The organism is Kitasatospora sp. NPDC005748 (genome assembly GCF_040630735.1).
GTDB lineage: Bacteria > Actinomycetota > Actinomycetes > Streptomycetales > Streptomycetaceae > Kitasatospora.
The window spans coordinates 114,786-131,187 of the sequence record NZ_JBEXYD010000005.1 but is presented as its reverse complement, the minus strand read 5'-3'; the positions used below and the strand labels follow the sequence as shown (position 1 = coordinate 131,187).

Here is a 16,402-nt window from a genome sequence, read left to right as displayed (position 1 = left end):
CAGCCCCGCCCCCGACTCCCGAATCGAGCCCGCCATGTCCCCCTCCCCCGCCGACTCCGCCGCCACTCCAGGCTCGTCCGCCGCACCAGTCTCCTCCATCACACCGGGCCCGTCCGCCGCACCGGAGGAGGAGCCCGCGAGAGCGGCGAACACTCCGGCCCGGGCCGGGCGCCCCGCCTCCCCCGCCCAGCACGGGATCTGGCTGACGACCAGGCGGACCGCCGTCCCCGAGGCCTTCCACCTCGCCCTGCGGTTCCGTTTCGACCGGATCGACGCCGACGCCCTGGCACGGGCCGTCGCCGCCACCGTCACCCGCCACCCCGCGCTCGCGGCGGCGCTGGTCGAGGAGGACGGCCTGGTCCGCGAGGTCCCGGCGGGGCGGCCGCCCGCCCTCACCGTCGTCGACGCGACGGCCGACAGCGGCGAAGGCCTGGCCAAGCGACTGGCCGAGGAACTGGCCCTCCCGTTCGACCTCGCCGCCGGACCGCTCGCCCGGTTCACCCTGCTCCGGCGGGCCGGTGGGGCGGCCGACCTGCTGGTGGTGGCCCACCACGCGGTGTTCGACGGGCACTCCAAGGACGTCCTGGCCGCCGACCTCGCCACCGCCTACGCCGCCGCGCGAGCCGGCGGACCGGCCGCCACCGACTCCCCCGCCACCGACCCGGTGCTGCCCCACGGCCCCACGTCCCTCGACCCCGCCGCCCCCGACGACCGGCGCGACGCCCTCAGGATCGAACCCGGGCCCGAGGCCGTCCGCCGGGCGGCCGCCTTCCACGGCCCCCGGTGGGCCGCCGCCACCGACCCGGTGCTGCCCCACGGCCCCCGGGCCACCACCGACGCCGGCCGGGGCGAGGCCGTCAGCTGGCGGCTCGACGGCGCCGGCCGGACCGCCCTGGTCGACGCCGCGCGCGACTGCGGGGTCACCGTCTTCGAGTTCCTGCTCGCCGGCCTGCACGGCCTGCTGCGGCGCTACGGCGGCGAGGCCGTCCCGGTCGCCGTCCCCTTCGCCACCCGCTGTCCGGAACGGCGCGGCGACATCGGCCTCTTCGTCAACGAGCTGCCGGTGCACGCCCCGGCCGGCGCCGGGGAGGACGTGACGTTCGCGGAGTACGCCCGGGCCGTCCGGGCCGAGGTCCGCCTGGTCTCGGACCACCGCGCCGTCCCGTTCGGCGCCGCCGTGCCCGGGCTCACGCCGCGGACCGGGCTGGCGCCCGTCTCGTTCGGCTACCGCCGCCGCACCACCGCCGACCCGGTGTTCCCGGGCAGCACCACCCGGGTCGACTGGACGGTGTTCCCGCACGCCTCCCGCAACACGCTTCACCTCCAGGCGGTCGAGGACGCCGGGGCCGTCGGCTTCTCCCTCCAGTACGACCCGGCCGTCCTCTCCCCCGCCGCCGCCCGGCGCATCGCCGGACACCTCACCGCCCTGCTCGCCGCCGCCACGGCCGACCCGGGAGCGGCCCTGGCGGACCTGCCGCTGCTCGACGAGACCGAGCAGCGGCTCGTCACGAGCACCTGGAACGCCACCGAGCACGCCTACCCCGCCGACCGGACGGTGCTCGACCTGGTCCGCGAGCGCGCCGGCGCCACGCCCGAGGGCCTCGCGGTGGTGGCCGGTGCCGAGCGCCTGACGTACCGGGAGCTGCTGCGGCGCACCGACCGGCTGGCGAACGCGCTGACCACGGCCGGCGTCGGCCGGGACGACCTGGTCGCTCTGCACCTCGGCCGCACCGCCGACCTGCCGGCCGCGCTGCTCGCCGTGCACACCGTCGGCGCCGCCTACCTGCCGCTCGACCCCGGCTACCCGGCCGAACGGCTCGCCCTCGTCCTGGCGGACTCCGGCGCCACGCTGCTGCTGGCCGACCGCGAGCCGGCCCCCGAGGTGGCCGCCGCGGCCCCAACGCTGCTGCGGCTCACCCACGCGGCGGGCGACACGGCGGGCGACGCGCCGGCAGACGACCCGGCCGCCACCCGGACCGCGCCCGGCCGGCTCGCCTACGTGCTCTACACCTCCGGCTCGACCGGCCGCCCCAAGGGCGTCGAGATCGGCCACCGCGCGCTGGTCAACCTGCTCTCCGGCTTCGCCGACCGGCTCGGCTCGGCCCCCCGGGACGTCTGGCTCGGCCTCACCTCGCTCTCCTTCGACATCTCCGCGCTCGAACTGCTGCTGCCGCTGGTCACCGGCGGGCGGCTGGTGCTCGCGCCGGACGGCCTCGCCGTCGACGGCCCGGGCCTGCGGTCGCTGGTGGAGCGCGAGGGCGTCACCCACGCCCAGGCCACCCCCTCGGGCTGGCGGGTCCTGCTGGGCGCCGGACCGCTGCCGCCCGGCCTGACCGCCCTGGTCGGCGGGGAGGCCCTGCCGCTGCCGCTGGCCCGCGAGCTGCGGGCGGGCACCGACCGGCTCCTCAACGTCTACGGACCGACCGAGACCACCGTCTGGTCCACCTGCGCCGAGGTCCCGGCCGCACCGGAGGCCGTCCGAATCGGCCGACCGATCGCCAACACCCGCGCGTACGTGCTGGACGGGCGGCGCCGGCCGCTCCCGATCGGTGTGCCGGGCGAGCTGTACCTCGGCGGCGACGGCGTCGCCGAGGGCTACCTGGACCGGCCCGGGCTGACCGCCGAACGCTTCGTTCAGGACCCGTTCGGCGCGCCCGGCGAGCGGCTCTACCGCACCGGCGACCTCGTGGCCTGGACCGCCGACGGCGAACTGGAGTTCCTCGGCAGGCTCGACGACCAGGTCAAGATCCGCGGCCACCGGATCGAGCTCGGCGAGATCGAGTCGGCGCTGCTGGCCCACCCCGCGATCGCCGAGGCGGCCGCCGCCGTCCGGCGGGACGAAGCGGCCGGCGACGCGGAGCCGTTCGTCGCCGGTTACCTCGTCCCGGCGCCCGGGGCAGTCGTGCCGGACGCCGCCGAACTGCGGGCCCTCCTCCAGCGGACGCTGCCGGCCGCCGCCGTACCGCAGCGCTTCGCGGTGCTCGACCGGCTGCCCCTGACGCCGAACGGCAAACTGGACCGCCGTGCGCTGCCCGTCCCCCCACGCCCGGCCGACGCCGCGAGCCAGGGCTCGACCGGGGCGACCGGAGCAGCCGGGCAGCAGGAGCACGACGAGGTGCTCGACGCCGTGCTCGGGATCTGGGCCGAGGTGCTCGGACTGCCCGACCTGGGCGCCGAGGACGACCTGTTCGAGCTCGGCGGGCACTCCCTGACGATCATCCAGATCACCGCCCGGATCCGCGACCTGCTCGGCGTCGAGCTCGACTTCGACGTCTTCTTCGCCACCCCGACGCCGCTCGGCATCGCCGCGGCCGTCCGCGACCTGCGCTGACCTCCCGGGCGGGCGCGCTGCACCGCGCCCGCCCGCTCACCCCGCGGCCGCTCCCGCCCCGAGGGCACCGCCACCTCCGACGTGCGCCGAAATGGATCACCGATGACCGACATCCAGGACCCCTCGGCCGGGCTGTCCGCGACCAAGCGCGCCCTGCTCGCCCAGCGGCTGCGGACCGCCTCGGCCCCCGCCAGAACCGTGCCGGCCAGACCGCCCGGCACCGCCCCGCCGCTCTCCAGCGGCCAGGAACGGCTCTGGTTCATGGACCAGTTCGCCCCCGGCTCCACGGCCTACACGCTGGCCCCGGCCCGCCGGCTGCGCGGGCCGCTCGACCGCGACGCGCTGGACGCCGCCCTGACCGACCTGGTCGCGCGGCACGAGGCGCTGCGGATGACCTTCCCCGGCACCCCCGAGGGCACCGCCGAGGTCCGCGTCGCCGAACCCGCCCCGTGCGCGGCCCGGTTCGTCGACGCCACCGCCGACCCGGACCCGGCCGGGCGTGCCACCGCCGAACTCGGCGCCCTGGTGGCCGAGCCCTTCGACCTGGCCGCCGGGCCGCTGCTGCGCGCCCTGCTGGTCCGCATCGCCCCCGACGAGCACGTGCTCGCGCTGGTGATGCACCACATCGTCAGCGACGGCTGGTCGCTGGACATCCTCCACCGCGAGCTGGACGCGCTCTACGCCCGGCACGCCGACGGCACCCCGGACGGCCTGGCGGCCCCCGCCGTCCGGTTCGGCGACTACGCGCACTGGCAGCGCGAGCGGCTGACCGGCGGCGCGCTGGCCGCCTCCCGCGCCTACTGGCGGACCGAGCTGCGCGACGTCCCCGTCCTCGACCTGCCCACCGACCGACCGCGGCCCCCGGTGCTGACCTTCGACGGCGCCGCCCTGGAGTTCCACTGGGGTACGGAACTCGGCAGCGGCGTCAACGCCCTGGCCCGCTCCGCCAACGCGTCTGCGTACATGGTGCTGATGGCCGCGCTGCAGACCCTGCTGGGCCGGCACACCGGCTTGCGGGACTTCGCCGTCGGCTCGGCCGTCGCGGGCCGCCTCCACCGCGAACTGGAGGACGTCGTCGGGCTGTTCGTCAACATCCTGCCGATCCGGGCCCGGTTGGAGGGCGACCCGACCTTCACCGAGCTGCTAGGCCGGGTCCGCGAGACCACCCTCGAGGCGTACACCCACCAGGAGGTGCCCTTCGAGCAGATGGTGGCCGACCTGGAGATCGAGCGCGACGTCAGCCGGTCGGCCGTCTTCCAGGTGAGCTTCGCCTTCCAGAACTACGGCGACCGCACCGCGAGCAGCACCCACACCAGCACCGGCACCAACACCCGCCCCGGTGGCGCACCGGCCCGGGAGGGCTTCGGCCACGAGGCCACCACCACCCGCACCGACCTGGCGCTCTACCTGCGGGAGAAGTCCGACGGCGGCCTGTACGGGCTGCTCACCTACCGCACCGACCTCTTCGACGCCGCGACCGTCCGGCGCCTGGTCGAGCGGTTCGAACTGCTCCTCGCCGCCGCGGTGGCCGACCCGGCCCGCCCGGTCTCCCGGCTGCCGCTGCTCACCCCCGGCGAACGGCGGGACGTCCTGGAGACTTGGGCCGCCGGCCCACCGCTGCCCGCCACCGCCGGTGCGCCGGACACCCTGACGGCGCTGCTCGCCGCCACCGCCCGGGACCACCCGGAGCGCCCGGCCGTGGTCCTCGGGGACCGCACGCTCGACTACCGCGAGCTGGAGCAGCGGGCCACCGGCCTCGCCCGGCGGCTGCGGGCGCTCGGTGTGCGGCCCGACGACCGGGTCGCGGTCTGCCTGGAGCAGTCCCCCGAACTGGCGGCGGCCCTGGTCGGCGTGCTCAAGTCCGGCGGTGCCTACCTGCCGCTGGACCCGGAGCAGCCGCCCGCCCGGCTCGCCCACCTGGTGGCTGACGCCGAGGTCCGGGTGCTGGTCACCGACACCGCGCTGCGGGGGCGCTTCCCCGGCTACACCGGCGCCGAGTTGCTGCTCGACCCGGGCCCGCCCGGCCCGGAGCCCCTCACGCCCGACCCGGAACCGCTGGACGAGGCCGCCGGCCCGGACCACCTGGCCTACGTGATCTACACCTCGGGCTCGACCGGCGCCCCCAAGGGCGTCGCCGTCCAGCACCGGCAGATCCTCAACTACCTGGCCGGGGTGCGCGAGCGGCTGCGGATCGAGCCCGGCGCGAGCTACGGGCTGCTGCAGTCGCTGTCCTTCGACTTCAGCATCACGATGCTCTACCTGGCGCTGAGCAGCGGCGGCCGGGTCCACCTGCTCCCCCGCCGGATCGCCGGCGCCGAACTCGCCGAGCAGATCGAGGCCCTGGAGCTCGACTACCTCAAGATGACCCCCTCGCACCTGGCCGCGCTCGGCTCCGACGCCCCGCTGGAGCGGCTGCTGCCCCGCCGGGCGCTGGTGCTCGGCGGCGAGGCCTCGGCCTGGCCGTGGGCCGCCGAACTGGCCGCCCTGGACCGCTGCGCGGTGTTCAACCACTACGGCCCCACCGAGGCGACCGTGGGCGTCACCGTCCACGAGGTCACCGCCGGCACGGCCGGCCCGGGGAGCACCCCCATCGGCACCCCGCTCGCCGGGGCCCGCTGCCACGTGCTCGACGAGGCGCTGCAGCCCGTGCCGCCGGGCGTCACCGGCGAGCTGTACCTGGGCGGCGACCGGCTCGCCCGCGGCTACCTGGGCCGCCCCGACCTGACCGCCGAGCGCTTCGTCGAGGACCCGTTCGGGGCGCCCGGTGACCGGCTCTACCGCACCGGCGACCTCGCGCGCTGGCGGCCCGACGGCGCCCTCGACTACCTGGGACGCGGCGACGACCAGATCAAGGTGCGCGGCTACCGGGTGGAGCCGGGCGAGATCGAGGCCGCCCTCACCGCCCTGCCCGGCGTCACCCAGGCCGTGGTGCTGGCGCGCGGCGAGGGACTGCGGCAGGCGCTGGTCGGCTACCTCGAACACCCGGGCGGGGGCCCGGCGCCGGCGCCCGCCGAGCTGCGCGAGGCCCTCGCCGAGGTGCTGCCCGACTACATGGTGCCGGCCCGCTTCGTCGTCCTCGACCGGCTCCCCCTGCTGGCCCACGGCAAGGTCGACCGCCGCTCGCTGCCCGAGCCCGAGGAGCCCGCCGCCACCGGCGAGTTCGTCGAACCGCAGGACGAGGCCGAGCGGTTCCTCGCCGGGCTCTGGGCCGAACTGCTCGGGGTCCCCCGGGTCGGCGCCCTGGACGACTTCTTCGAACTCGGCGGGCACTCGCTGCTCGCCACCCAGGTGGTCGCCCGACTGCGCCGGGCCTACCCCGAACTCCCCACTCCGGTCGGGGTGATGGACCTCTTCAAGTACCCCACCGTCCGGCGCCTCGCCGCCCTGCTCAGCGACCCGGACGCCGACCGCGGCCCCCGCCGCCTGCTGCACCGGCTCACCCCGGCCGGCCGCCGGACCACCGCCAGCATCGTCTGCACCCCGTACGGCGGCGGCAGCGCGCTCATCTACAAGCCGCTCGCCGACGCGCTGCCCGCCGACTGGGCGCTGCACTCGCTGGCCGTCCCCGGCCACGAGCTGGGCGAGGAGGCGATGGACATCGACGAGGTGGCCGCCCGCTGCGCCCAGGAGATCGTCGACACCGTCGAGGGGCGGATCGTCCTCTACGGCCACTGCGGGGTCGGGGTCCGGCTCGCCGTGGAGGTCGCCCGCCTGGTCGAGGCGGCCGGGCGGGAGATCGAGGCCGTGCACCTCGGCGGGATCTTCCCGTTCGCCCGGCCGCGCGGGCGCGGCGCCGCCGTCGGCGAGCGGTGGGCGCGGATCGCCGACCGGCTCCGCAGCGACCAGGGCATGGTCAACGCCCTGGCGGCGGCCGGTCTGGACACCGACGAGGTCGGCGCCGAGCAGCTGCGCCTGATGGTGCGCAACCGCCGGACCGGCACGAAGGAGGCCGAGCAGTACTTCACCCGGCTCTTCGAGAGCGAGGACGGCCGGATCTCCGCACCGGTGATCGCGGTCTGCGGCGACCGGGACCCGGCCACCGAGTTCTACGAGGAGCGGTACCGGGAGTGGCACCGGCTCAGCGACACCACCGGTGTGGTGGTGCTCGACGAGGCCGGCCACTTCTATCTCAAGTACCGGGCCGCCGAACTCGCCGAGATCCTGACCACCGTGCACCGCTCGGTCGCGGCGGGGCGGGAGCGGCGGCACGAACGGGCCGACGGCGCCACCTGGTGGCTGGCCGGCCTCTCCCGGGACGGCGCCGACCAGAGCGCCGACGCCCGCCCCGCCGCGCCCGGCGCGCGCACCCCGGCCGGCGCGAAGAGCCCGGCGGCGGCACGGCCGACCATGCGGCGGTTCCTCGGCGTCGCCGCCGGGCAGCAGATCTCCATGATCGGCTCGGCGCTCACCGAGTTCGCCCTGCCGGTCTGGATCTACCTGACCACCGGTTCCCTCGCCCAGTTCGGCCTGCTGGCTGCCTGCGGGCTGGTGCCCGGCATCCTGGCGGCGCCGATCGCCGGCGCCGTCGTGGACCGCGGCGACCGGCGCCGGATCATGCTGTACGGCGACGTCGCGGCCGGCCTGACCCAGGCGGTGATGCTGCTGCTGTTCCTCGCCGACGGCCTACGGGTCTGGCACGCGTACGTCCTGATCGCGGTGCTCTCGACGGCGCTCACCTTCCAGCGGCTGGCCTGGAACTCGGCCGTCCCGCAGCTCGTGCCGAAGCGGTTCCTCGGCCGGGCCAACGGCATCGTCCAGATGGCCTTCGGGCTGGCCCAGTTCCTGGTGCCGCTGTTCGCCGTCGGACTGCTCGCCGCGCTCGGCCTCGGCGGCATCCTCGCCCTCGACGTGGCGAGTTACGTGGTGGCCACCGCCGTCACGCTGGCCGTGCGCTTCCCGGACGTGATGGCGGCCCGGCGGCGGGAGAGCGTCGCCGCCGAGATCCGGGCCGGGTTCCGGCGCGCGCTGGGCAGCCGGCACTTCCGCGCGATGCTGCTGTTCTTCGCCGTCCTCAACATCTTCCTCTCCCCGCTGTTCCTGCTCACCACCCCGCTGGTGCTCTCCTTCGCCCCGCTCGCGGCGGCCGGGTGGGTCGCCGTCGCCGCCGGCCTGGGCGCCGTGCTGGGCGGTCTGACCCTGCTGGTCTGGGGCGGGCCCCGGCGGTTGCGGCTGCGCGGCGTCCTGTTCGCCACCCTCGGGCTGGCCGGCGCCTGCCTGGTGACCGGTCTGCGGCCCTCGGTGCTGCCGGTGGCGCTCGGCGCCTTCGGCATGGCCTACGCACTGGCCCTGGTCAACGGCGTCTACGCGACGATCGTGCAGACCAAGGTCCCGCTGCGGTTCCACGGCCGGGTGATCGCGGTGAACACCATGGTCGCCTGGTCCACCCTGCCGGTCGGCTTCGCCGTGGTGGCGCCGCTCGGGCCGCGCCTGGTCCAGCCGTGGGTCGACGAGGACGGCGCGCTCGCCGGCACCGTCGGACGGCTGATCGGCACCGGCGAGGGGCGCGGCATCGGCCTGCTCTACCTGCTGTTCGGCCTGGCCATGGTGCTGCTGGTGCTGGCCTGCCTGGCCGTTCCCGCGCTGCGCCACTTCGACCGCGACGTCCCCGACGCCGAGCCCGACGACCTGGTGGGCCTGGCCGCCCTGACCGGCCGCGCCACCACGACCGCCCAGCCCACCCCGACTCCCACCCCCACCCCCACCGCGCCCGCCGACACCCCGCCCGCGCGCCGTACCGGAACCGAGGCCGCCGTCCGATGACCAGCACCGACCAGACGACCGGCGCCGCCCGCCCGACCGAGGCCGCCCACCCGCTCACCGAGGAGCAGCGGCGCCTCTGGTTCCTCCAGCAACTGAACCCCGCCGACACGGGCTTCACCATGTACCTCTGCCGGCGCTGGAGCGGTCCGCTCGACCAGGGCGCGCTGCGCGCCGCGCTGGACCGGCTGACGGCCCGCCACGAGACCCTGCGCACCCGGTTCGCCCTGGACGGCGAGGCGCCCGTCCAGCTGGTCGAGCCGCCCGCGCCGGTCCAGCTCGCCCTGGTCGAGCTGGCCCCCGGCGCGAGCGAGCGCGACTTCACCGAGGCCTGCCGGCCGGCCGTCAACGCGCCCTTCGACCTGGCCGAGCGGCCGCCGCTGCGGGCCGTCCTGGTCTCCGCCGGGCCGGACGAGCACGCGCTGGCCGTGGTGGTGCACCACATCGTCTCGGACGGCTGGTCGTTCCGGATCCTCTGGCGCGAACTGCTCGCCCTCTACCGGGAGGAGACCGGCGAGGCGCCGGCCGGCCTGGCACCGCTCGCCCTCCGGTACGGCGACGTCGCCCGCGCCGAGCGGGAGCGCGCGGCGGCCGGCGGCGCCGAGGCCGCGTTCCGCTACTGGGCCGAGAAGCTGGCCGGCACCGGCCGGCTGCGGCTGCCGCTGGACCACCCGCGGCCGGACCACCCGCGGCATCCGGCCGGCTTCGCCCCGGTCGAGCTCGGCCCCGGACTCACGGCGGCCCTGGACGCACTGGCCCGGCGCGAGCGCTGCACCCCGTTCATGGTGCTGCTGGCCGCCTACCAGTGCGTGCTGGCCCGCTGGACCGGCACCCGGGACTTCGTGGTGGGCACCCCCCTGGCAGGTCGGACCGAGGCCGCCCAGGAGGCACTGGTCGGCTACTTCGCCCGGACCGGGATCATCCGCGCCGACCTCACCGGTGAGCCGGACTTCCGGACGGTCCTGCACCGGGTGCGGACGGCCACCCTGGGCGCGCTGAGCCACCAGGAGGTACCGGTGGAGCGGCTCGCCGCCCACCTGGGCCTGCCCGCCGAGGCCGGCGCCGCGCCGCTCTACCAGGCGGTGTTCGTCCACCAGAGCCAGTACGACCTGGCCGGCGGCGACGGCGGCGCCGACCTGCCGGCCGGGGTGCGCACCGCCTCGATGGACTCCGGCTTCGAACGCGCCAAGACCGATCTGCTGCTCGACAGCTGGCGGACGCCGGACGGCGGTCTGACGCTCTCCTTCGCCTTCGACCGGGAGGTCCTCGACGACACGACGGTCGCCGCGCTGGGCGCCCGCTGCCGGGCCCTGCTCGCCGCCGTCGTCGAGGACGCGGCGCTGCCGCTGCACGGCGACTGGCTGATCGGGCCGGAGGAGGAGGCCGAACTCCTCGCGCTCGGCACCGGACCGGTGCCCGGCCACGCCGGGCCGGTGCGCCCGTGGCTCCTCCGCTTCGCGGAACGCGTCGCCGCCGCGCCGGACGCCCCGGCCCTGGAGTGCGACGGCCGCACCCTCTCCTATGCCGAACTCGACCGGCGGGCCGACGACCTGGCCGCCCGGCTCGGACCCGTCGCCGGTCAGCTGGTGGCGGTCCGGCTGGCGCCCTCGCTCGACCTGGTGGTCGCGCTGCTGGCGGTCTGGAAGGCCGGGGCCGGCTACCTGCCGATCGACCCGGCGCACCCCGAGGAGCGGCGGCGGCTGATGCTCCGCGAGTCGGGCGCCGTCCTGCTGCTCACCGACGAGAACAGCGAGGGCGACGGCGAGGGCGAGGGCGACAGCGAGGGCGCCGAGAGCGGCGCGGGCCCGCGGATCGTCCCGGCCGCCGCGCCCTCCCCGGGTGCGGACCGGGCCGGGCTGGCGTACGTCCTCTACACCTCCGGCTCCACCGGCACCCCCAAGGCGGTGGCCGTCGACCACCCGGCCCTCGCCGCCCGGGTCGACTGGATGGCCGGCCCGGACGGCTACCGGCTGGCGCCCGGTGACCGGATCGTCCAGTTCGCCTCGATCGGCTTCGACACCCACGCCGAGGAGCTCTGGCCCGCCCTCGCCGCCGGCGCCTGCGTGGTCCTGCTCCCGGGCGGCGGGCGCACCCTGCCCGAGCTGCTCCGCGGCCCGCACGGCCGGTCGGTCACGGTGCTCGACCTGCCCACGGCGTACTGGGAGGAACTGGTCTCCCTCGACGGGCGGACGCCCTGGCCGGCCGCCCTGCGGCTGGTGGTGCTCGGCGGCTCCGAGGCCCGCGCGGACTCCGTCGCCCGCTGGCGGGAGCGGCACGGCGACGCCGTCCGGCTGGTCAACACCTACGGCCCGACCGAGGCCACCGTGATCGTCACCGCCGCCGACCTCACCGCCCCGGACACCACCCGGCGCCCGCCCCTCGGCCGCCCGCTCCCCGGCGTCCGGCTCTACGTCCTCGACGAGCACGGCGCCCTGCTCCCGCGCGGCGCCGCGGGCGAGCTGCACATCGGCGGCGCCGGCCTGGCCCGCGGCTACCTGGGCCGCCCCGACCTCACCGACGCCGCCTTCCGCCCCGACCCCTTCACCGGCACGAGCCCCGGCGCGCGGATGTACCGCACCGGCGACCGGGCCCGCTGGCGCGCCGACGGGCAGTTGGAGTACCTGGGCCGCACCGACGAGCAGATCAAGCTGCGCGGGTACCGGATCGAACCGGCCGAGATCGAGGCCGCCCTCAGCGGCCACCCGGAGGTGGCCGGAGCGGCCGCCGTCGTCCTCGCCGGCCGCCGCCTGGTCGGCTACGCCGTCCCGGCCCCCGGCGCCGAACCCGCACCGGCCGCCCTGCGCGAGCACCTGGCCCGGTCGCTGCCCGCCTACCTCGTCCCGGACACCGTCGTCCTCCTCGACCGGCTGCCGCTGACCCTCAACGGCAAGCTCGACTCCGCTGCCCTCCCCACCCCCGACCCGACCGCCACCGCCGAGTACCTGGCCCCGCGCACCGACGCCGAACAGCTCGTCACCGACCTCTGGGGGGAGGTCCTGGGCCTCCCCCGGGTCGGCGTCCTCGACGACTTCTTCGCCCTCGGCGGCGACTCCCTCCTGGTCACCCGCGTGGTGGCCCGGATCCGCGCCGCCGTCGGCCTGGACGTCCCGATCCGCGACGCCTTCGAACTCTCCACCGCCGCCGCCCTCGCCGCCCGGATCGAGGACCTGCTGATCGCCGAGATCGAGGCCCTCAGCGAGGAGGAGGCCGCCGCCCGGCTCACCGACTGACCGCCCGGAGCGCGTGACGCCGGTCGCCCCGCCGGAGGTTCGGCGGGGCGACCGGCGTCACGGGTGGCTACGGGGCCGGGGTGGCGGGCGGGAGGAGGGGACCGGTGAGCAGGGTGCCGGTCTCGGAGTAGGGCCAGCCGTTCGGGACGCACCCGTGCAGGCCCTTGATCTGTTGCATCATCACCGGCGCCGGCTGACCCGGGCCGGGGCAGTCGACATGGCCGAGGCCGAGGATGTGGCCGACCTCGTGGTTGACCGCGAGCGCGTGGTACTGCTCCGGCTGGCCGGTGTAGAACTCGGTCAGCTCGTTCCAGCGCTTGGCGTTGATGACCACCTGGTGGCCCACCCCGCAGTTCACCGACCCGCCGGTGTCCAGCCCGTACTGGCCGCATATCCGGTCGGTGGTCTTCGGGCTCGCCAGGTAGACGGTGAAGTCCACCGGGTCGGCGGGCATCCGCTGGAAGGAGCGCGTGCCGTCGGCGGCCCAGCCGCGCCGGACGTCACCGAGGACGGCGTCGACCGCGGCGGCGAACTGCTCGGGGCTCTCCTTGAGCCCCTTCTCGGCCCGGACCTTGTAACGGTAGACGTGCTCGCCGCTGCCGAAGGGCGGGGAGCCCCCGGTGGCCGTGGTGAACGCCATCGGGTCCAGCGCCTTGGCGGCGGGCGGGGCCCAGGGCTTCCACCACAGCAGGCCGGCGGTCAGGGCGCCGATCAGCACCACGGCGAGCCCGCCCGCCCAGAGCTTCGCTCCGGCGGGCAGGGAGCCCCCGCCGCGCCGGAGCCCCCCGAGGCCCCTCATCGGCCGCTCCCCGCCGTGGGGCGGCCGCACCGGAGCGCCGGCCGTGGCACCCGGGGCGTCGGAAGGACGGTGGCGGCGGGTCGGAGGCGGTCCGAGGTCTGCGGCGACATGGTGGGGCGAGACTCCTGTACGAAGGGACGAACGTATGCACGATTGTGCAGGAAAGAACGGACGCCGACGGACGACCGGTTCAAATCGGCCGCTTCCGCCCGCTGCCGACACCGTGCACGCACCCCTTCCGCCTCCTCCTCACCCGGCCTCCGGCAAGCGGGCCTCCAGGGCCTGCGCCAGCTCCGCGACGGTCTCCGGAGCGAAGGCGTGCTCGTTGTAGCGCAGCCAGCAGACCAGCCCGCCGTCCGGCTGCTCGACCGCCGCCAGCTCCGGCACGTGCCGGTCCCCGCCCGGCATCGGGTACGGCACGGTCGCGCTGCGCGGCACCTCCCAGGCGGTGCAGGCCAGCCCGGGCAGCTGGGCCGGCGCGCTCCAGCTCTCGTAGCGGAGCCAGGCGGCGAACGGCACCCGGGGGCTGAACTCCGCGAACGGGTAGAGCTGGTGGTCCAGGGCGGCCGTCGAGGCGGTCCGGACCCGGGCCAGCAGTTCGGCGAACCCGGGTGCGCCCGTCGCGTCGATCCGCAGCAGCAGCGACTGGACGAAGCAGCCCACGGCCCACTCGGCCGCCGGTTCGGTCCGGCCCGGCACCGGGGTCATCAGCACTAGGTCGCCCTGGCCGCTGCGCTCCGCCAGCAGGCCCAGCCAGACCGCCGCGAGCGCCTGGAAGGGCGTCGCGCCCGCCTCGGCCGCGCGGGCCCGCAGGGCCGCGGCCCGCTCCGGCGCGACGGCCAGCCGGTGGGCCGCGCTCAGCACGACCTCGGTGGACCGCCGCCCCGGGAACGGCTCCACCGCCGGCGGCGCGGCCGCCAGGGTGCGGGCGAAGTGGGCGCGGGAGGCCGGCCAGTGGGCGTTGGACCGGGCGACGAGCTCCCGGTACTCGGGTCCCGGCCGGGGGGCGGGCGCCGACCGGCCGCGCCGCAGCGCCGAGTAGAGCACGCCCAGCTCGCGCAGCAGCACCCCGATCGACCAGCCGTCGGCGACCATGTGGTGCACCGCGAGCAGCACGGCGTGGTCGTCCGGGCCCCGGGTGACCACGGCGAGGCGGGTCATCGGCCCCTCGGCGATGTCGGTCAGCCGGTCCCGGACGGCGACCAGCCGGGCGGAGACCTCGTCGTCGCTCTCGCCCGGGGCCTCGACCGGGACGACCTCCACGCCCGGGTCCGCGTCGACCACCGCGCGCCGGATCCCCGGCTGCCCGGCTCCCGGTACCGGGACGAACCGGGTCCGCAGCGCCGGGTGACGGCGCGCCACCTCGTGCAGCGCCTCGGCCAGCAGGTCGGTGCGCAGCGGCTCGGTGACCCGGAACATCACGGCCACCGATCCGACGTTGCGGCCCTCGGCCTCGGCCGTCCAGCGCAGGAAGTTCTCCTGCTGGGAGGTGAGCGGGACGTCGTGCGGCTGGGCGCGCAGCTCCCGGAGGAAGTCCGAGACCTCCTCCTCGGCCGGTGGGCCCGGCTCCCGAACCGTCGTCGGCGCCTCCTTGAGCCAGGCCGCCTGGGCGCGCAGCGAGGGCCGTTCGAAGACCAGGGCGGTGCTCGCCGTGACGCCGAACTCGGCGGAGATGGCGGCGGCCAGCTGGACGGCCCGGAAGGAGTCCCCGCCGAGGGCGAAGAACTCGTCCTCGACAGCCCGCACCGGGCGACCCAGCACCCGTCGCCAGAGCCCGGCCAGGGCGACCTCGCGGTCGGTGGCGGGCGGGGTGCCGGGGGCGGGGTCGGCCGATTCGGTGAACCGGGCCCGCAGTTCGTGCTTCACCACCTTGCCGCTGGGGTTGCGCGGCAGGCGGTCGGTGACCAGGATCCGGACGGGCAGTTCGGCGCGACCGAGCCGGGCGCTCAGGAACAGCCGCAGCTCGTCGAGGTCGAGGCCGTCCGCGGCGGGCACCACGGCGGCGACCGGTACGGCGCCCATCACCGGGTGCGGGACGCCCAGCGCGGCCGCGTCCGCGACCCGCGGGTGGGCGTGCAGCACGTCCTCGATGCGCAGCGTGGAGACCTTCAGCGCACCGGACTTGATGAGGTCGCTCTCCCGGTCCACCAGGTAGAGGTAGCCGTCCGCGTCGAGCCGTCCGAGGTCGCCCATCCGCACCCAGCCGTCCTTGAAGACGGCGGCCGACTCGCCCGGTCCGGCCACGTAGCCGCGCGGCGGGCCGGGCTGGCGCAGCCAGACCTCGCCGACGGCGCCGGGCTCCACCGGGTGCCCGTCCGCGCCGAGCAGCCGCAGGTCGGCCGGGTTGGCCGGGCGGCCGACCGAGCCCGGCCGGCGGGCGTCCACGACGGCCGATATCTGGGCCGGGGAGGACTCGGCGGAGGTGTAGGTGTTGACGACGGTGGCGGTGGGGAGCGCGGCGGTGAGCGCCGTCGCGACCGGCGCGGGCAGCGCGGCCGCCGAGGAGCTGACCAGCAGCACGCTGCCGAGGTCCCGGCGGTGGGCCACGCCGGAGTTCAGCAGTTCCACGGCCATCGAGGGCACCAGGAAGACGGTGCCGACCCGGTGTTCCTCGACGGTCCGGCCGAACTCCTCGGCGTCGAAGCGCGGCAGGCAGATCGTCGTGGGCGCCGCGACCAGGGCGTTGACCAGGACGACCTGGGCCGCGTTGGTGCCGATCGGGAAGGCGTGCACGGCGTGCGCCGAGTGGGCGTACGGCCGGGGTCTGGGATCCAGCCGCTGCCCCGCGGTGAGGCTGGCGTGCGCGGCGTGCACGCCCTTGGGCGCCCCGGTGGTGCCGGAGGTGCCGATCACCTGGGCCAGGTCCTCGGGGCGGGCCCGGTGCGGCGGCTCGTCGGGGGCGCCGGTCACCGCCTCCAGCGCGGCGAGCGGCAGGCAGGGCACGCCGGCCGCGGCCGCCCGGGGGTCCTCCGCCGGGCCGGCCACCGCCAGGCGCACCGCGCTCGCCGTCGCGAGCCGCGCGGTGTCCTCCGGGCCGAGGTCCTCGCGGACCACCACCCCGGCCGCGCCCGCGTAGTGGACGGCGAGGAAGGCCACCGCGTACGCGTCCCAGCCGTGGTTGGGGAACAGCAGCAGCACCCGGTCCCCGGGCCGGACCCCGGCGCGGGCGAGTCCGTGGGCGGCGCGGACGGCGCGCTCGCGCCACCGGCGGTAGTCCAGCGGCGCGCCTCCGGGGACGAACAGGGCGGTCCGTCCGGGGTGCCGGGCCGCCCGGTCGTCCAGCAG

At 76.8% G+C, this 16,402-nt stretch carries 5 protein-coding genes; 3 read left to right on the top strand and 2 right to left on the bottom strand.

Features of this window, described 5'->3' with window-relative positions; translation table 11 throughout:
- Positions 1-34 precede the first annotated feature (34 nt).
- From ABZ495_RS06395 to ABZ495_RS06385, 3 genes are all read left to right on the top strand, one after another.
- Positions 35-3,331 carry an amino acid adenylation domain-containing protein gene (locus tag ABZ495_RS06395; protein WP_359834695.1) on the top strand — a complete coding sequence of 1,099 codons (3,297 nt, stop codon included), beginning with the start codon at positions 35-37 and terminating at the stop codon, positions 3,329-3,331.
- A 102-nt stretch (positions 3,332-3,433) separates the two neighbouring features.
- Complete coding sequence (locus tag ABZ495_RS06390; protein ID WP_359834694.1) at positions 3,434-9,091, top strand: amino acid adenylation domain-containing protein; 5,658 nt, start codon at positions 3,434-3,436, stop codon at positions 9,089-9,091.
- Positions 9,088-12,318: an amino acid adenylation domain-containing protein gene (locus ABZ495_RS06385; protein ID WP_359834692.1), complete on the top strand. Its 3,231-nt coding sequence runs from the start codon at positions 9,088-9,090 to the stop codon at positions 12,316-12,318. Before ABZ495_RS06390 ends, ABZ495_RS06385 begins: the two co-directional genes overlap by 4 nt.
- 67 nt (positions 12,319-12,385) lie before the next feature.
- On the opposite strand, the gene ABZ495_RS06380 is transcribed toward ABZ495_RS06385, so the two are convergent.
- Positions 12,386-13,117 carry a DUF3152 domain-containing protein gene (locus ABZ495_RS06380; protein WP_359834690.1) on the bottom strand — a complete coding sequence of 244 codons (732 nt, stop codon included), beginning with the start codon at positions 13,115-13,117 and terminating at the stop codon, positions 12,386-12,388.
- 249 nt (positions 13,118-13,366) lie between these two features.
- Positions 13,367-16,399: an AMP-binding protein gene (locus tag ABZ495_RS06375; protein WP_359834787.1), complete on the bottom strand. Its 3,033-nt coding sequence runs from the start codon at positions 16,397-16,399 to the stop codon at positions 13,367-13,369.
- Positions 16,400-16,402: the final 3 nt, after the last annotated feature.